Origin of the sequence: Barnesiella sp. WM24 (assembly GCF_004570975.1) — a bacterium.
Classification (GTDB): Bacteria; Bacteroidota; Bacteroidia; order Bacteroidales; family Muribaculaceae; genus Muribaculum.
In genome coordinates this window covers 19,351-37,632 of sequence record NZ_SPPC01000002.1, presented here as the reverse complement: position 1 = coordinate 37,632, position 18,282 = coordinate 19,351, and the positions used below count along the sequence as shown (strand labels likewise).

Genomic DNA, 18,282 nt, shown 5'->3' with positions numbered 1-18,282 from the left:
ATTTGCTAAATTTGCGGTAAGAAAGATTATCCGGTAATGAATGTAATCAAGATACAACGGTGGCAGTCGCCTTGCGGCGAGTTGGTGTTGGGTGGATTTGGTGACAGACTGTGTATGTGTGACTGGGGTCGGCACAGTGTCATCAGCCGTCTTTCACGGAGCCTTGACGCCGTGATGACAGAGGCTGAGAGCGAAGTTGTCGACAATGCCATAGCTCAGCTTAAAGAGTATTTTACGGGAAGACGCAAGGTGTTTGACCTCCCGTTATTGATGCCGGGCACTGCCTTTCAGCAAATCGTGTGGAATGCTATTTGCCACATTGGTTACGGGCACTCGATGACATATGGCGGTCTATCCGGGATGATAGGGCGTCAGACATCGGTGCGTGCTGTCGCAAATGCTGTCGGTGCAAATGCCATATCTGTTATAGTGCCGTGTCATCGCATAATAGGTTCCGGCGGACAGCTTACCGGATATGCCGGAGGAATTTCCGCCAAGGGCATGTTGCTTGGGCTTGAGGCAGGAAATGTTCAGTCGCTGTTTTCCGACAGCCATGATTCATATTGTGGCACAAGCTCTGCCGGATAGGAGTTGTACCAACTGTAGCCGTTGCGGCGTTCTCTGCCTATCTCATGCAGATTCTTGCGTGGCACACCGTCGCGGTCACATACATAGGGCTCGCAATTGACAAGATCATAGTATCTTGCCCATATCGGGCCGGCTTCCGCGTCTTCAACAAGGAATGTGTCGAAATCATCAGAGCCGCGTGTGCCTCTGTGTTCAAGCCTGACTCCGGTGAGCTTATTGCTGTCAAACCATTTCATCGCCCCGTCGACAGCATCTTTGATGCGTTTGTCAGGTGACGGGATTTCCATAAGCAGCTTCACGATTGCCGCGCTTTCCTGGGAGCAGAACGACGGCAGTTCATAAGTGCGTGCGCCGGCCGGCTCATATGTGTCACGGTCATGTTGCTGACACCACACAGTCGGCTTGCCGTCAACCACAATCTGAGTGGCAAGTATACATTCTATTCCCTTGTCAAATGATGTTCTGACCAGCTCTGTTGTTGCCGGGTCGACAAGGTTTCCATCGTAGGGATATTTCCCGTTTATTATTTCATGAAACAGGTTCAGCGTATTTGTGATTGCGTAGTCGTTAAATGTGATGTGAGTCTGATAGCCTGTCGGGCCGGGCCAGAACTGAGGCCATCCCCCGTTGTCATATTGACCGCTCAGCAGATAGCCGATGCCGTCGGCAAATGCTGTTTTGTAGCGTTGATCATGGGTTGCCTGATAAAGACGCGCAAGATAAGAAATCTGCATGACAGTGGCATTGTTGTCAATTGTAGAGTCATCGCGTCGCTGTTTTTCAGCTATCACGCTGTCTACCTGATGTTTTTCAAGCGGTTTAGCCATGTCTATATTTTTAGCCCATCCGCCTGTCACGCGCTGGTACAACAATACCTGGTCACCGATTCGTTTTGCTTCATCTGTTAAGAAAAATTCCTTGTCGGTTTCTCTAAGTATCTTGTTTTTCGGCGCTGAGACAGCATGGCTTGCCGACATCAGGATGCAGCCTGCGGTTACAAAATGCAATATTGAATTTATGGTCATGGTATTAGTTTTTTTGCTTTTATTTTGCAAAAGTAGTAAAATCATTTAATAGTGTTGATATTTGAAAAATAATTTTAAATCTGTATATTTGCAATACACTTAGAAACCAAGCTAATGAAATTAATTAGATTATCACAGATTGCAGCTATTACATTCGCAGCTATTATCCCGCTCTCTTCAGGCGCGTATAATCGGGACGTGCGTCCGGTAAAACGTGTGCCTGTCGAGATGCCGGCTATAAAAATACTTGACCGGTCAAATATTGCCGGCAAGACATGTCTTGCACCTTCAGCTAATGAAGACCCCATAGGGGAGGAAAGAGTTTACTCGCGGAGTTCTATCGCGATAGCGCCCTTTGGCGATCTTCCTATGGAAACTGAGGATTATGGTTTTGCCGGAGTCATTTTGTTTGGCGAAGAAGGCGATGTTTATCTCAAAAACCCGTTTTCACAGTTCCCGACCGGTACATATCTTAAAGGAGAGATTGACAATGACCGTATAACGGTAAATTTGCCTCAGAACTTCGCTTCACTGGAGGATGAGGGTGAAGTCTTTGAACTCTATGCCTATCTTCTTGACTTCTCTGACGACGGGACTCGATTGTCGCCCGTTGAGGATCAGACCCTGGTTTTTGAACTTGATGGAGAGTCGTGGGTGATGAGGGGTGATGCGATACTTGGACTTACGCTTGACGACAAGATGTGGCAGGGATTTGGTGAATTGAACATGCGTTATGACCCTGTTGACGATGTAATGGCTGTGATTCCTGATAATGCAGAGGATGCAGGTGACTGGATAATGACATATGACGGTCTCGGACATGCTGTACACATGGCTTACGACGGAGACAAGTGTTATCTTGGCGACTTTATGCACACCGATGCCGGTGTAATGGCTCCTGTCGTTGGGGTAAAATCAGGTGACACGATTACGTTTCCGTCAGGTCAGTATCTTGGAGTAAATGAGGAAGACTCTTATCTGACATATTTCCATGCCGGGAAGCTCAATCGTGTATATGATGAAGTCTATGATGAATATATAACTTCGTTTATCAGGGAAGAGAACCTGACATTCTCGCTTGGTAAAGATGGTGCCTATTACTCTGAATCAGCGGCATTGTTTACTCCGTTCAAGGATATTGACAATGAGTATTTCTGGTATATGGACCTGTATCAGAATCCCGTGTTGCGAGAGAACAGTCTGACCGACTATACACCAGCCGATCCGTCGATTAAGGCATTCCGTTTCTACGACTCGATGGGATTTGGTTATGTATCGTTTGACATACCGATGCTTAATGTCGACGGCATGGTGCTTGACACGAAAAACATGTATTACAACATTTATGTAGACGGTGAAAAATTCACGTTATACCCTGATGAATATCAGATGCTTTATGAGCCGATAACTGACCTGCCATATGATTTTACCGATGCTCGTGATGGTCGTAACGGAGACATTACGATTGAGGGTTCGCTCCATACGTTCATCCTCTTTGGTCAAGGCATAGAGTCGGTGGGCGTCAAGAGCTACAATGTCGTCAACGGGAATGTTTATGAGTCGCGACTCGTAGAAGGTGCAGTTGCCTCGATTGATGTTCCCGAGGTTGCTGACAATGTTGTCGGTGAGGTGTACACTGACCTTATGGGTCGCGTGGTGAATGATCCGGGAAGAGGCATCTATATAAAAACTGTAAAATATGCCGACGGCTCAATGAAGAGTTTCAAGGTTTCGCTTAAAAATTAAAAGGGCGATAAATTTTACTATTTACGTTAAACCACCTACCTTTGCAGATGTTTTGATGGAAGAGATATCATCGTATGAAAATATCTGAAAAAGTTTACGGGCTGTTTAACGACAGTTTTCCACCGGTGCTTGACGGCGTTACGCTCACGGTGCAGAACTATGTACGCTGGCTGACTGCATTCGGACACCGTGCATGTGTCGTTACCCCCTGGAATCCCGTGATGCCTTCTCACGATGGCTTTGACCTTTACAGGTATTTCTCGCTTTCAATAGCCTCGCGCAAGCCTTACCGTTACGGTTATCCTAAACTTGATCCGTTTATATGGCGCAGAATGCGCACTGTGCCATTTGCGCTTGTCCATTCCCATTGTCCTTTTTCCTCAGGACGACTTGCGGTATATGCGGCGCGCAAGCAGCATGTGCCGCTTGTCGCTACGTTTCACTCAAAGTACAGGACTGATCTCGAACACTCCCTTCCGCCTTGGATGGTAAAACGTATCATGCGTCGCGTCATGGACTTTTTTGATGCGGCTGACGAGGTGTGGATTCCTCAGGCAAAGGTTGAGGAGACGGTAAGGGAATACGGGTATAAAGGAAAACTGACGGTCGTTGAAAATGGCATCGACATCGAGATGTCCGACTTTGATGAAATAACGCGGTTCAAAAAAGAACAGCGGGTGAAACTCGGCATGTCGCCTGATGAAATGGTGCTGCTGTTTGTCGGGCAGCATATAAGGGAAAAGGGCGTGATGCTGATAATCAGGGCGATTGACAAATTGCGCGACCTTCCTGTAAGTATGGAGTTTGTAGGTACAGGTTACGCTGTAGAGGAGATGAAAGCGTTGATACGCAGCTTGCACCTTGACGACAAGATAACCCTGCACGGGGTCATAAGTGACCGTGATATTCTTAAATCTTATTATGCCGCCGCCGACTTGTTCTTGTTTCCTTCGCGTTATGATAATGCGCCCCTCGTAGTAAGGGAGGCGGCGATGATGGGAGTGCCGGCGTTGCTTATTGAGGGCTCTACTGCGGCAGAGGTGGTTACTGACGGCTATAACGGATTTCTCGTGACAGAATCGCCGGAGAGTTATGCCTCAAAGATAAGAAGCCTCTATGAAAACCGGCAGTCGGTTGAAACTGCGGCACGCGGAGCGTCGTCGACGCTGACACGCTCATGGCGCGAGGTCATGGAGGAGGTTGTCGGTAGATATGATGAAATAATTGAACGCTATGGCAGAAGTCGATAATACAGAAAACAAGTCTCGCCGTTCGATATGGTGGCGCGTGGCTCTTCCGGTCGTGATAGGGCTGTGTGTCGTTGCGTGGCTTTTTCACAAGGAGTTTAATCCTGATGTGTGGCGTCAGGTTCACTTTGACCCTCATGTAATATTGTGTATCGGGCTTGCATGGCTGTTTATGGCGGGTCGTGATTTTGGCTTGACATGGCGTTTCCGGGCGCTTACCGACAAGGATATAACCTGGTGGCAGGCTATAAAGGTAAACTTCATGTGTGAGTTTACCTCGGCGATTACACCATCGGCAGTGGGAGGGTCGTCGCTCGGTATGATCTTTCTTCATCATGAAGGCATAAATCTCGGGCGTGCTACCACGCTGATGATGACAACCTTGTTTCTTGACGAGCTTTTCTTCGTTGTTTCATGTCCGATAATCGTGGCAATAATCCCTTATGACGAGCTTTTCGGATTTGATTCATCGTCTTCGTTCATGATGGGGCTGAGATGGGTGTTCTGGTGTGTATATGCCGTGTTGTGTGTCTGGACAGCGATATTGTTTCTCGGTATAATTGTCAAGCCGGAAGGCATCAGGCGGGCGCTTATGTTTATCTTCCGGTTGAGGCTGTTACGCAGATGGCAGTCAAGCGTGGCGGCGCTTGGCGACAACATGGTCGCGACATCCAAGACATTGCGCACCCGCTCTTTCCGGTGGTGGCTTGATGCGTTTGGCGCCACGGCGTTAACATGGTCATCGCGTTATCTTGTCGTGAATGCCCTGTTTCTTGGTTTTGTGCCCGGCGCCGACCAGCTTGTCGTCTTTGGGCGTCAGTTTGTGGTGTGGGTTGTGCTTATGGTAAGCCCTACACCGGGAGGAAGCGGTGTCAGTGAATGGCTGTTTACCGAGTATTACGGTGACATGCTCCATAATGGCAGTATCGCTCTTATAATAGCCCTTTTCTGGCGAATAATCACATATTATGTATATTTGATAGTCGGGGTGTTTCTTGCCCCGTCTATGTTGACTGCACCAAAGAATAATAATAAAATAGAAAAATCGACTAAGTCATGAAATTTATAGGAATAATACCGGCACGATATGCGTCTTCTCGCTTCCCCGGAAAACCACTTGCCGACATATGCGGCATCACAATGATTGAGCACGTCTACCGTCAGGCGTCAAAGGAACTCGACGAGGTTTGGGTCGCAACCGATGATGAGCGTATTGCCGCTGTGGTTAAGGGTTTTGGCGGCAATGTTGTCATGACGTCGGTCGACCATAGAAGCGGTACCGACCGATGCCGTGAGGCTTATGTTAATGTAGGGTCGGATGCTGATGTCATAATCAACATCCAGGGTGACGAGCCGTTTATCGACCCGAGGCAGATAGCATCGCTAAAACAGTGTTTTGATGATGCTTCTACCGAGCTTGCAACGCTGGTGCGTCCCTTTGACCCGTCATGCGGATATGATATGCTGAGTGATCCAAACTCCCCTAAGGTAGTGTTTGATAATGACATGAATGCGCTTTATTTCAGCCGTTCGGTAATACCATATGCCAGAAATCGGACTCCATCCGATCCTTTTGCAGGGATACAGTATTATACCCATGTAGGCATGTATGCTTACCGTGCCGCTACGCTTACTGCCATCACATCGCTTCCGCAGAGTCGCCTCGAACTCGCTGAATCGCTTGAGCAATTGAGATGGCTTGAAAACGGCTATAAGATAAAGGTGGGCATAACCGACTGTCCGACAATAGGGATAGATACGCCTGCCGACCTTGAAAGAGCTATCGCGTTGTGTAAATCATTAAGTGAATAGAAGCCATGTCGGAAGTGAATCTTGACCGGACAAAGGCTCCGTCAATCAGAGAATTTGGTGATCTTGACATGCCTGAGGTAAAAAAGACTGTGCTGGATAATGGCATCCCGCTCTATCTTCTTGACCACGGTTGTCAGGAAGCCTGCTGTCTGACATGTGTGTGGCGTGGTGGCGTGGCTGAATCAGAGGCGAAGGCTATACCTGCGCTCGTGCTTTCAATGATGAGAGAAGGCACATCAGTACATTCCGGGGAGGAGATTGCCGATATTATTGAGTTTAACGGAGCTAAACTGTTTGTTTCCGCCGACTCTCATTTCTCCACGTTAAAGCTTTACACGCTAAATTCGCGTGCCGCCGAGGTGATTCCGCTTGTGCCTGAGATGATGCTTGACCCGGTGTTCCCGGAGAAAAATCTTGAGGTGTTGAGGGAGAAAGTGGCAAAAAATGAAGAGATAAAGCTTGCCAAGGTGGAGACTCAGGCTTCAATCGAGATAAACCGCATGGTGATGGGGGAGAATCATCCGCTCGCCCGTACCGATACTCCTGAGCAGATTCGCGCTTACAGAAGAGAGGATCTTATGGCATGGTATGAAAAGGTGTTCGACATTGCTGTGGGTGAATCAGGCGACAGCTCGCTGACCTTATTCCTTGCCGGACGAATCACTCCGGAGATTGAGCGGCTTGTTAAGAATCTGTTTGGGGCATTGCCTGTCACTAAATCAGAGCCTCTGCCCTTTAATATAGTCGAATTCAAGCCTGCCACTGCAGCGGAAAAGCGGGTGGCTGTCGAGGGCGCGCTCCAGAGCGCGGTAAGGATATTTATCCCGACCATAGGCAGGAATCATCCCGATTATATTGTGTTAAGGTTGCTTGTGATGGCTCTCGGCGGATACTTCGGCAGCCGTCTCATGAGCAACATCCGTGAGGATAAGGGCTATACCTATGGGATTAATTCTTATCTGCTCGGTTATCCCGAAGGTGGTATAATAGGCATCAGCAGTTCTACCGACAACGCTACAGTCAATCCGCTTATCGAGGAGACGATACTTGAAATCAAACGTCTTTTGACAGGCGATTTCACTCCCGATGAGATGACAAGACTCAGGCAGCATGCGATGTCAGTGCTTGCCTCATCACTTGACTCACCGTTTGACATTATGGACTATTATATAAACCTCCTTGTAGCGTTTATACCGTCAGGTTATTTCCGTCAGCAGGTAGAGGCTGTCAAGTCGCTTACCCCTGATGAACTTGTGCGTGTAGCACGTAGCTATCTTTCGCTTGACCGGCTCAATATAGCTGTCGCCGGTGCGTGATGACATTAAGGACAATCGACATCAACGGGAATGAGAGTTGAGAATAATTAGTGCCAGATTTTATTTTGTGGGGCGAAAGTGGTAACTTTGCGGTAGATTATGGATTTTAAACTTATAGCCACTGACAAGGCAAGCAATGCACGTGCGGGACTCATCACCACCGATCATGGAGAGATTGAGACCCCGATTTTCATGCCGGTAGGAACTGCCGGCACTGTTAAGGCTGTACATCAGCGTGAACTTGCCGATGATATACATGCCCAGATTATCTTGGGCAATACTTACCATCTCTATCTGCGCCCGGGCACTGACATAATTCATAAGGCAGGCGGGCTTCATAAGTTTAATGGATGGAACAAGCCGATACTTACCGATAGCGGAGGCTTTCAGGTGTTTTCGCTTTCGTCCAACCGCAAACTGAAAGAGGAAGGAGCGTGGTTTCGCAGCCATATAGACGGCTCAAAGCATCTGTTCACTCCGGAAAATGTAGTTGACATTCAGCGTATAATCGGCTCTGACATAATGATGGCTCTTGACGAGTGTCCTCCCGGAACGTCAGACTATGATTACGCCAAGAAGTCGTTGGGCTTGACTTTGCGCTGGCTAAAGCGCGGCTGGGACCGGTATAAATCGACTGAAGGTCTTTATGGACACAGCCAGGCTTATTTCCCGATAGTTCAGGGTTGTACTTACCCTGACCTTCGCCGGGAGTCGGCAAAATTTGTCGCCGATCTCGGTGCCGATGGAAATGCGATTGGCGGACTTGCCGTAGGGGAGCCTGCCGAGGTGATGTATGACATGATTGAAGTGGTTAACGAGATTTTGCCTTCCGACAAGCCTCGTTACCTGATGGGAGTGGGAACTCCGGCAAATATCCTTGAGGCGATAGACCGCGGTGTGGACATGATGGACTGCGTGATGCCTACCCGTAACGGACGTAACGGCATGCTTTTCACCGCTCACGGCATCATGAACATGCGTAATAAAAAATGGGCTGATGATTTCTCTCCGTTGCAGGAAGACGGACCGAGCTATGTCGACAGGTTCTATACCAAAGCTTATGTGCGTCATCTTTTTGTCGCTGATGAGATTCTGGCGATGCAGATTGCCTCGATTCACAATCTCGCGTTTTATCTTTGGCTTGTGGGAGAGGCTCGCCGTCACATCATTGCCGGCGATTTCAAGTCATGGAAAACAGAAATGGTTGAGCGGGTCACCCGGCGTCTTTAAATATCGGATTGATGTTCAAGATACTTGACAGGTACATAATTAAGAAGTTTCTCGGCACTTATCTGTTTGCAATCGCCTTGATTCTGGCGATTACAATCATGTTTGATGTCAATGAGAAACTTGACTCCTTTCTTAAAGCCCCGCTGAAGGCTACCATTTTTGACTACTTCCTGAACTTCCTTCCTTATTTTGCCAATCAGTTCAGCCCGCTTTTCACTTTCATTGCCTGCATCTTTTTCACCTCAAAGCTTGCCGACCAGTCGGAGATTATCGCCATGCTGTCATCGGGGGTGAGTTTCCGCAGGCTTATGCGTCCCTATATGGTTTCAGCCGCTGTGATTGCCGCCTCTACATGGATTCTCAGCGCCTATATAATCCCTCCCGCCAATGTCAAGCGCATAGAATATACAAACACCTATGTCAAAAACAAGCGTGTCGACTACGGCAACAATATCCAGATGATGGTTGCGCCCGGCGAGATAGCCTACATGAGCCGATATGACAATACGACCAAGACGGGATACCGGTTCTCGCTTGATAAATTTGACGGCAAGAAGCTTGTGTCGCGACTTACGGCTACCACCATCAGGTGGGATTCGATGTATCACTGGCAGGTGCGCGACTACATGATTCGCGACATAGAGGGCATGAAAGAGTCGATAAGAAAGGGGCAGCGCCTTGACACTATAATCCCCTTTGAGCCACGCGACTTCCTTATCTCCAAGAATGACCAGGAGACAATGACCTCCGCCGAGCTGCGCGAGTATATAGACAGGCAGAAAGCGAGAGGTGTCGCCAATATCAAGGCATTTGAGATAGAGAACGAGCGGCGCTACGCCATGTGTGCCGCGGCGTTTATCCTTACGGTAATAGGCATGTCGCTATCGTCAAAGAAGGTAAAAGGAGGCATGGGTGTGAATATCGGTGTAGGGCTCGTGTTGAGTTTCGGCTATATCCTGTTCATGACAGTTACGTCCACCTTTGCCGTCTCCGGCTACACATCTCCTTTCGTGGCGATGTGGATTCCCAACTTTTTATATATAATCATCGCGATAGTGCTCTATCGCCGGGCGTCGACAGGGTAGGGTGTCATTCTTCTATCTTTGCGCCTTTGAACTGTCCGAGCAGATTGAATTTAAGCTCGACTCCATCCGACAGCCCTATCTCGTAGCCGGAAGATTTCTTCACAATCTTGACGATTTTGACGCCTTGGAAATTTTTCTTGACATAATTCCTTATCGGGCGTGTGACGAGTCCTTCAGGCACCTCCCTCGACTTGCAGTCGACCGACGACCATTTGCCTGAATTTTTAAATTCAATTGTTGTCCCGTTTACAAGTCTTACGTCATAGTCGGTTTTCTTCAGCAGATGACGGTCAACCTTTATCATTCCTATCTTCGCTTTAGGGAAATACTTGTCAAGCATCTCTCTTGCCTCTTCAGGCAACTCTTCTCTCTTGATGGTGTAGGAGTCGAAAAAAGCAAACGCGCTGCTTGCTATCATAATGAACAGCAGTGAAAAAATTAATTTCTTCATGATAGATTTCATTTATATTATAGATAACAATTGTCGCGAAAAAATGATTTTGAGTAAGCGACAGCGGTGGATATAAAAAAATTGCCCGCCCCTCCCTTCAAACAGGGAGGAACCGGACTAAAGCCAAAAGGCATGATTCTGTGATTCTAAAGATAGTTGTCTTATAGCGATTTAAAGTGTTGAGAAAGTATTACTTACTTCACTTTATCCAGCTTCGTCCGCTTCCCAGCGTCTTTGCTGAAAATTGTTGCCTTTTCCTTAGTCCGAGTAAAATCAAATGTTGCGTAAAATAATTATTCAGTCTAAGAAAAATCAACAAATGTCTCTATTCGCTGCAAAGTTAGGCACTTTTTTTCATGTGACCAACAATTTGGTAATTTATTTTTGTTAAAACATGATTTCGTGCAAACTTTTTATGCCTGATTTGTGTTGTTTGGTCTTTTTTGTCGTTTAGAAGGGTGGCGGATTTTGTCATTGCAAGATTTTGTGTTAAATTTGTACAGATTGAAGCCATGCATAATAAAAATCATAAATAACAATCATTATTACTAACCATGAAGCAATTTTATCTTTTGATTGCGGCGATACTGTTGCCATTCCTTGCGTGGGGTGACGGATGGTCGACGCAATACCCGGAAATTGAAAAAAACATCAGGCAACCCAAGTTTGCCGAAAGGGAATTCATTATTACCAAGTATGGAGCCAAGACCACGGCATCAGCCGCAGTCAATCAAAAAGCAATTAATAAGGCTATTGAGGCTTGTTCAAAAAAAGGCGGTGGTCGCGTCGTTGTGCCTGAAGGGACATGGCTTACAGGCGCCATAACCCTGAAGAGCGGCGTGAATCTTGTGGTGGAGCGCGGCGCTACACTTGAGTTTGTATTTGAACCTGAGCTTTATCCTATTGTAAAGACCCGATGGGAGGGGCTTGACTGCTGGAATCTTTCTCCGTGTATATATGCCTATGAGGCTACGGATGTAGCTATCACCGGAGAGGGTGTGATTGATGGCGGAGGAACAAACGACACCTGGTGGAAGTGGTGTGGAGCTCCGCGCTATGGCTGGAAGGAAGGCGTTATCAGCCAGCGTAACGGAGCGCGTGCCAAGCTCCTGAAGATGGCAGAAGACGGTGTGGATATGGATGCCCGTCGTTTCGGCCCGGAAGACGGACTCCGCCCTCAGTTGATTAACTTCAATCTCTGTGACGGCATACTTATCGAGGATGTCACTCTGCTTCGTTCGCCGTTCTGGGTGATTCATCCTTTGCTGTCAAAAAATGTCATTGTAAGACGTGTCAAGATAAATAACGACGGTCCTAATGGCGACGGCTGTGACCCGGAATCATGTGACGGCGTATTGATTGAAGATTGCTTCTTCAATACAGGTGATGACTGCATCGCGATTAAGAGCGGCAGAAATATGGACGGCAGGCTTTGGGACCGTCCGAGCGAAAACATCATTGTGCGCAACTGTGAAATGAAAAACGGTCATGGCGGAGTCGTGATAGGAAGCGAGATTTCCGGCGGTTGCCGCAATGTCTTTGCTGAAAACAATATCATGGACAGCCCGAATCTTGACCGTGTAATAAGAATAAAGACCAATACATGCCGCGGAGGTGTCATTGAGAATATATATGCACGTAATATAAAGGTAGGACAGTGTGGCGAGTCGGTATTGAAGATTAATCTCGACTATGAGCATAATGAAATCTGTTGCAGAGGATTCCTGCCGACAGTGCGCAATGTTAATCTTGAAAACGTGACCTGCGACAAGAGCAAGTATGGCGTTCAGATTATCGCGCTTGACACCTGTGTCAATGTATATGACATTAATGTAAAGGATTGTCATTTCAACGGTGTTGCCGACGGCAATTCCATCAAGGGAATGGTGAGAGACATCAATTATGACAATTTCTATGTCAACGGCAGCCTCTGCCTTACCAAGAATCCTTACAAGCACTACAGCGAGTGGATTACTGCTTCGGAGATGAAGCGTGTTCCCAAGTCGTTTCTTCTTGATTTCGCCCAGAAGCCCCGTTGGAGCTACGTGATGGGCATCGAGCTTGGCGGAATGCTTGACACATATAAGAAATATGGCAACAAGGAGATTCTTGATTATTGCAAGATGTATACCGACACGATGATTAATCCTGACGGAACCATCCGCAATTATAAGCTCGCTGACTATAATCTTGACAATGTGCGCACGGGTCATTTTGTCGCCAAGATGTATCAGCTTCTTCCGGAGGAGAAAAACCGCAAGGCACTTTATACTCTCATGGAGCAGATGAAAAACCAGCCGCGCACAAAAGAAGGTGTCTACTGGCACAAGGCTATCTACGCTTATCAGGTGTGGCTTGACGGTATATTCATGGGATTGCCGGTGTCGACATTGACGGCGGGAATGTTTCTTCCGGAAAAAGAGGCTACCGCGATATATGATGATGCCGTTGACCAGATGAAGAAAACCTATGAGCGTACACTTGACCCCAAGACAGGGCTTAACCGCCATGCCTGGGACGAGAACCATGACATGTTCTGGTCAGATGACGAGACCGGACTTTCTCAGCACTGCTGGGCGCGCGCACAGGGCTGGTTTACAATGGCTATTGTCGAGCTTCTTGACAATCTGCCCGAGAATTATGCCCGTCGCGGAGAGGCGATTGAACTGCTTAACAAGGTGCTTGCCAATGTTGTCAAGTGGCAGGACAAGAATACCGGGGTGTGGTATCAGGTGATGGACAGTCCCGGTCGTGAAGGCAACTATCTTGAATCGACGGCATCGTCAATGTTTGCCTACGGTCTGCTAAAGTCTTATAACAAGGGCTATGTCGATGCCTCTTTCCGTGATGCCGGAATAAAGGCTTATCGTGGAATTATAAATAATTTCATTAAGGTAAATCCCGACAGCACAATTTCGCTGACCAATTGCTGTGCTGTGGCAGGTCTCGGCCCGGGAATGAGTGAGTCGGTTAAGAAAGCGGCTCCCAATGTAAAGGAAAACCGTCGCCGTGACGGCTCTTATGAGTATTATCTGAGCGAGCCTGTGAGGGACAATGACGCCAAAGGTATCGGTCCGTTCATCTGGGCTTCACTTGAGATGGAAGATATGGGATTCACTACCGACAACGTTATGCAGCCTATAGATCGTCAGGCTGTAGTGACGCGCAATAATCCTGTGGTAAGTGAATATGATCCTCTTGCAAGTCTTTCAGTCGGCAATGGCAGCTTTGCTGCCACTGTCGACCTGACAGGTCTGCAGAGCTATCCTGTTGAATATAGTGCCGGTGTGCCCCTCTCCGCTATGTCGGAGTGGGGGTGGCACTCCTTTCCCAATGTCGACGGGCTTAATCCTGCCGAGTCGCAGCGTGTGATGGATCTCGGACGTAACCGCAAGGAGGCCTATGCCGTCGAGTACAAGGACGGAAGCCGTAACGCAAAGGCTACAGAATATTTCCGTGTCAACCCCCATCGTCTTAACCTTGGACATGTAGGGCTTCTTCTAACCGATGATAAAGGACGTCAGCTGACACTCGGGGAGCTTACCGGAGTCCGTCAGGAGCTTGCTTTGTGGGATGGCAAGATTGAGTCGGTATTTAATGCCGATGGTGAACGTGTGGAAGTGACCACTTCCTGCATGCAGGACCGTGACTGCCTTTTCGGCAGAATAAAAAGCCGGCTTCTTTCCGACGGTAAAGCGGCGGTGACGGTTAGATTCCCATATCCGACGGGTGTGCATGCTGATGACGCAAGCGATTATTCCCGTCCTGATGCCCATCACTCCAAGATTATCGAATTGAATCCGCGCAGTGCGCTAATCGAACGAACGCTGGACAGTACAAAATACTATGTCAAGATAGAGTGGGAGGGCGACGCTGAATTTAAAGAAGTGGCGCCTCATTTTTTTTCACTGTCGACAAGTGATAATGTGTTGACATTTGCAGTCGAGTATGCTCCCGTTCCTGTTGAAAAGCGGGAATTTTCATTCTCTTACGACCAGGCGCTGAAAGCGGTGATGAAAAGCTGGCCTGCATTTTGGAAAAAAGGTGCGATAGTCGATTTCTCGGAATGTACCGACCCGAGGGCGAAGGAGCTTGAGCGCCGCACAGTGCTGTCGCAGTATCTTACCGCAATCAACTGTGCAGGATCGATGCCTCCTCAGGAGACCGGACTTACGACAAACTCATGGTTTGGTCGCCCTCATCTTGAGATGACATGGTGGCATGCTGTGGATTTTGCGCTTTGGAACCGTCCTTCTGTTGTCGGCAAGATGCTCGACTGGTATAATGACGTAGCCTATCCGGAGGCGCGGCGTATAGCTTCACGCCAGGGATTTGCAGGTGTGAGATGGATGAAGATGACCGATCCCGCTGCCGGCGAGGCTCCCTCCAATACAGGTTCATTCCTGATATGGCAGCAGCCTCACTATATATATCTTGCCGAGGAGATGTATCGAGCCAACCCTTCTCGTGAGACTCTTGAACGATATGGCGAGCAGGTAGAGGCTACAGCTGAATTCATGGCTGATTATGCGCTTGCATGCGCTCCGGCAAAAAGAAAGAAAGGAGTCATAAAACTGTTTGGACACACAGCGATGCAGGAATCCATGTCAAAGGATTTTTCATGTAACCATCCTTTTGAACTTGCTTACTGGCGTTATGGACTTGACGTGGCACAGCAGTGGCGTGTGCGCCGTGGTCTTGAGCGTAATGCGGAGTGGGATAATATCATTGCCCGGCTGTCGCCTCTGCCTGAAAAAGATGGAGTATACGTATCGGGAGAACCGGTAGGAAAGTTTGACAATAAAAAGAGTGGTGCTGTTGTGTTTGACCCGTATGTGTCACCTGCGCAGAAGGGTAGCTCTGCTATTTCCGAGTCTGATTTCTTGCTGAAGTCAAAAAGCGACCATCCGGCAGTGCTTGGTGCCTGCGGCTTGCTCCCTGACATGGGTCACTATGACCGTGACATGATGGAACGCACCCTTGACAGGGTAATGGCTGACTGGAACTGGGAAACTACCTGGGGATGGGATTATGGCATGATCGCAATGTGTGCCGCGCGTCTCGGACGCGCTGATACCGCTATCGACGCGTTGCTTATAGACAAGGGTAAAAACACATATCTTGTAAGCGGACATAATTATCAGGAGCCGAAGCGTCTCCGTCTTTATCTGCCCGGCAACGGCAGTCTGCTTAATGCAGTGGCAATGATGTGTGCCGGTTGGGACGGTTGCAAGACGGTACGTAATCCGGGATTTCCTTCCGACGGTACATGGAATGTGCGCTGGGAAGGACTCCGCCGCATGCAATGACGGTCATTGGCAAGTCATGTTAAAAGGGCGGGGCGACATTGTGTCGCCCCGCCCTTTTTTGTCTTTTTGTCAGATAATGGGCTTTACCTTTGGAATGTAATAGGTTGTTTGTCCTTTTTTTATCGCTTTTTATCAACATACGTGTAAACTTTTTATATTTTTGTTTGTTTGGATTGAATAAAGAATGTATCTTTGTGCAAAGTTTCAACATCTGAATCGAGCGATGCGTAATTAGGTAGTTTACTACGTGTTTTCGATTATTTCCCATATTGATAATTAATAATAAGGCTTGTCCTGCATCAGTGATGCCTGTGCATCTTGTGATATTGTAGTGGGGCAATGCTATGAATAAATGATAATAACCCCAAAAGTAATAATGTATAAGCTTGATGATCTTAATGCGATGGACGAGAATCAATTGAAGTCGGTCGCTGAATCTATGAACATTAAGAAAGCTGATTCTTTCCCTCTGGAAGAATTGGTATATAAAATCCTTGACAAGCAGGCCGAGGACCTTGCTTCATCGGCAGGCGAAAAAAAGCGTCGCGTGAAAGAGCCCAAGGCGAAGAAAGGTGAAGGCGAGCAGGTTGAGCAGCAGAAGAAGAAAAAGAAGCAGCCTCAAGCACAGACTCAGGATAGTGTTGATTCAGGCGCTCAGCCATCTCAGCAGGAAGCCCCTGCGGCGGAGGCTGTGGCAGAGCCGGCTAAGGCGGAGGCTCCAAGGCGCAAGCGCGGACGCCCGTCAAAGCAGCAGAAAGAGGCTGAGGCTGCGGCGGCAAATAGGGAGCAGGCGGCTGCTGACGTTTCCGAGCCCAAAGCTGTCAACGACATGCCTGAGCTGCCGGTTAAGGAGCAAGAGGAAGATCATCGTGACCAGTTGACACTTATGGCTCCGCTGCCGTTGGCTGACAAAGAAGAAGCTGTAGCGGGTCTTCTCCCGGAAAACAGCAATACTGCGGTCGAGCAAGGTGAGCCGTCTGACGAGCCGCTCACCGGTGACCGTCAGCGACAGGAAGAGCCTAATCAGGGAGAGCGTCGTCGTGATTTCCGTCCCGGCAAGGATTCGACATTCGGCTCGTTTTTCAGAAGCGACCGTAAGTTTGTGCCGCGCTCACAGCGTGAAAAGGAAGAAGCCGCAGCGGCAGCTGCAAAAGCGGCAGCCACGGCTCCGATTATTATCCAGGAACCCGGACAGGAATCGCAGCAGCAACCTAACAATAACCGTCAGCAACAGGGTCAGGGGAAAAAGAATAAGAAAAACCGCAATAATCAGAATAACCAGAACAATCAGAATAATCAGCAGCCTGCGGTTCAAGAACCTCAGATGCCTCAATATAATTTTGACGGACTGCTTACCGCTTCAGGTGTGCTTGAAGTTATGCCCGACGGTTATGGATTCCTGCGTTCAAGTGACTATAATTATCTGTCGTCGCCCGACGATGTGTATGTTACACAATCGCAGATTAAGATTAACGGGCTGAAGACCGGAGATGTCGTTGAAGGCTATATCCGTCCTCCGAAGGAAGGTGAAAAATATTTCCCTCTGAGTGAAGTCCTGATGGTTAACGGTCGTTCACCGGAGTTTATCCGTGACCGCGTGCACTTCGAGCATCTTACACCGCTTTTCCCTGATGAGAAGTTTGACCTTACCAGCGGTCGCACCTGCAATCTTTCGACCCGTGTCGTAGACATGTTCTCCCCGATAGGAAAAGGGCAGCGCGGTCTTATTGTCGCGCCTCCCAAGACCGGTAAGACAATCCTTCTGAAGGACATCGCCAATGCGATTGCCGAAAACCACCCCGACACATATATCATAATCCTTTTGATCGATGAGCGTCCCGAAGAGGTGACCGACATGAGCCGCAGCGTAAACGCTGAGGTTATCGCATCGACCTTTGACGAGCCTGCCGACCGTCATGTAAAGATTGCCAGCATAGTTCTTGAGAAGGCCAAGCGAATGGTTGAATGTGGTCATGATGTTGTCATTCTGCTTGACTCCATAACCCGTCTTGCCCGCGCTTACAACACAGTGTCGCCGGCATCGGGCAAGATTCTTTCCGGAGGTGTCGACGCTAATGCCCTGCAGAAGCCCAAGCGCTTCTTCGGTGCGGCACGTAATATCGAAAATGGCGGTTCGCTGACAATTATTGCCACCGCGCTTACCGAGACAAGCTCCAAGATGGACGAGGTAATCTTTGAAGAGTTCAAGGGTACCGGCAACATGGAGCTGCAGCTCGACCGCAAACTTTCCAACAAACGTATATTCCCTGCTGTCGACATCATGGCATCGAGCACGCGTCGCGACGACTTGCTCCTGCGTCCGGAGACATTGCAGCGAATGTGGATATTGCGCCGTTATCTGAGCGACCGCACATCGATAGAGGCGATGGAATTTATGCGTGACCAGATGGAGAAGACTCGTGACAACGACGAGCTGCTCCGCTCGATGAATGCATAACAGGTTATCATTTTC

12 protein-coding genes are annotated in these 18,282 nt (G+C 48.4%); 10 read left to right on the top strand and 2 right to left on the bottom strand.

All coding sequences use genetic code 11. The features are described from left to right. Positions 1–36 precede the first annotated feature (36 nt). Positions 37–588, top strand: a complete 552-nt coding sequence (locus tag E4T81_RS02055) for a methylated-DNA--[protein]-cysteine S-methyltransferase (RefSeq protein ID WP_135040924.1) — start codon at positions 37–39, stop codon at positions 586–588. On the opposite strand, the gene pelA is transcribed toward E4T81_RS02055, so the two are convergent. Next, a complete protein-coding gene (pelA, locus tag E4T81_RS02050; RefSeq protein ID WP_135040922.1) occupies positions 531–1,613 on the bottom strand; it encodes a pectate lyase in 1,083 nt (360 codons plus the stop codon). The two genes, E4T81_RS02055 and pelA, sit on opposite strands and share 58 nt — an antisense overlap. A gap of 114 nt (positions 1,614–1,727) precedes the next feature. Here pelA and E4T81_RS02045 point away from each other — a divergent pair, with 114 nt between their 5' ends. The 7 genes from E4T81_RS02045 to E4T81_RS02015 all read left to right on the top strand — a co-directional run bounded on the left by E4T81_RS02045 (position 1,728) and on the right by E4T81_RS02015 (position 10,049). After that, positions 1,728–3,359, top strand: a complete 1,632-nt coding sequence (locus tag E4T81_RS02045; protein ID WP_135040920.1) for a hypothetical protein — start codon at positions 1,728–1,730, stop codon at positions 3,357–3,359. Between the two features lie 74 nt (positions 3,360–3,433). Beyond that, on the top strand, positions 3,434–4,609 hold the full coding sequence (locus E4T81_RS02040; protein WP_135040918.1) for a glycosyltransferase: 1,176 nt from the start codon (positions 3,434–3,436) through the stop codon (positions 4,607–4,609). Continuing rightward, positions 4,593–5,666 carry a lysylphosphatidylglycerol synthase transmembrane domain-containing protein gene (locus E4T81_RS02035; protein ID WP_135040916.1) on the top strand — a complete coding sequence of 358 codons (1,074 nt, stop codon included), beginning with the start codon at positions 4,593–4,595 and terminating at the stop codon, positions 5,664–5,666. The genes E4T81_RS02040 and E4T81_RS02035 overlap by 17 nt, the downstream gene beginning before the upstream one ends. Beyond that, the gene (gene kdsB / locus E4T81_RS02030; RefSeq protein WP_135040914.1) at positions 5,663–6,418 is read left to right on the top strand and encodes a 3-deoxy-manno-octulosonate cytidylyltransferase; all 756 of its coding nucleotides are present in this window, start codon (positions 5,663–5,665) and stop codon (positions 6,416–6,418) included. Before E4T81_RS02035 ends, kdsB begins: the two co-directional genes overlap by 4 nt. A 5-nt stretch (positions 6,419–6,423) precedes the next feature. After that, complete coding sequence (locus E4T81_RS02025; RefSeq protein ID WP_135040912.1) at positions 6,424–7,734, top strand: pitrilysin family protein; 1,311 nt, start codon at positions 6,424–6,426, stop codon at positions 7,732–7,734. 99 nt (positions 7,735–7,833) lie between these two features. Further along, entirely contained in the window at positions 7,834–8,964 is a 1,131-nt protein-coding gene (gene tgt / locus E4T81_RS02020; RefSeq protein ID WP_135040910.1) for a tRNA guanosine(34) transglycosylase Tgt, read from the top strand. 11 nt (positions 8,965–8,975) lie between these two features. Next, the gene (locus E4T81_RS02015) at positions 8,976–10,049 is read left to right on the top strand and encodes an LptF/LptG family permease (RefSeq protein ID WP_135040908.1); all 1,074 of its coding nucleotides are present in this window, start codon (positions 8,976–8,978) and stop codon (positions 10,047–10,049) included. Between the two features lie 4 nt (positions 10,050–10,053). Here E4T81_RS02015 and E4T81_RS02010 read toward each other — a convergent pair whose 3' ends face one another. Next, a complete protein-coding gene (locus E4T81_RS02010) occupies positions 10,054–10,500 on the bottom strand; it encodes a PepSY-like domain-containing protein (protein WP_167761582.1) in 447 nt (148 codons plus the stop codon). A 554-nt stretch (positions 10,501–11,054) separates the two neighbouring features. Between E4T81_RS02010 and E4T81_RS15855 the strand changes: the two genes are divergently transcribed. Further along, positions 11,055–15,809, top strand: coding sequence for a glycoside hydrolase family 88 protein (locus E4T81_RS15855; protein WP_245206985.1), 4,755 nt, complete (start codon positions 11,055–11,057; stop codon positions 15,807–15,809). Between the two features lie 376 nt (positions 15,810–16,185). Then, complete coding sequence (gene rho / locus E4T81_RS02000; RefSeq protein ID WP_135040904.1) at positions 16,186–18,267, top strand: transcription termination factor Rho; 2,082 nt, start codon at positions 16,186–16,188, stop codon at positions 18,265–18,267. The last annotated feature ends 15 nt before the right edge of the window (positions 18,268–18,282 follow it).

Bases quoted from the DNA above. Each gene is read 5' to 3' on its own strand.
- E4T81_RS02040 (WP_135040918.1), top strand. From the start codon at position 3,434: ATGAAAATATCTGAAAAAGTTTACGGGCTGTTTAACGACAGTTTTCCA.
- E4T81_RS15855 (WP_245206985.1), top strand. From the start codon at position 11,055: ATGAAGCAATTTTATCTTTTGATTGCGGCGATACTGTTGCCATTCCTT.
- rho (WP_135040904.1), top strand. From the start codon at position 16,186: ATGTATAAGCTTGATGATCTTAATGCGATGGACGAGAATCAATTGAAG.
- tgt (WP_135040910.1), top strand. From the start codon at position 7,834: ATGGATTTTAAACTTATAGCCACTGACAAGGCAAGCAATGCACGTGCG.
- E4T81_RS02035 (WP_135040916.1), top strand. From the start codon at position 4,593: ATGGCAGAAGTCGATAATACAGAAAACAAGTCTCGCCGTTCGATATGG.
- E4T81_RS02045 (WP_135040920.1), top strand. From the start codon at position 1,728: ATGAAATTAATTAGATTATCACAGATTGCAGCTATTACATTCGCAGCT.
- E4T81_RS02015 (WP_135040908.1), top strand. From the start codon at position 8,976: ATGTTCAAGATACTTGACAGGTACATAATTAAGAAGTTTCTCGGCACT.
- kdsB (WP_135040914.1), top strand. From the start codon at position 5,663: ATGAAATTTATAGGAATAATACCGGCACGATATGCGTCTTCTCGCTTC.
- E4T81_RS02010 (WP_167761582.1), bottom strand. From the start codon at position 10,500: ATGAAGAAATTAATTTTTTCACTGCTGTTCATTATGATAGCAAGCAGC.
- E4T81_RS02025 (WP_135040912.1), top strand. From the start codon at position 6,424: ATGTCGGAAGTGAATCTTGACCGGACAAAGGCTCCGTCAATCAGAGAA.
- pelA (WP_135040922.1), bottom strand. From the start codon at position 1,613: ATGACCATAAATTCAATATTGCATTTTGTAACCGCAGGCTGCATCCTG.
- E4T81_RS02055 (WP_135040924.1), top strand. From the start codon at position 37: ATGAATGTAATCAAGATACAACGGTGGCAGTCGCCTTGCGGCGAGTTG.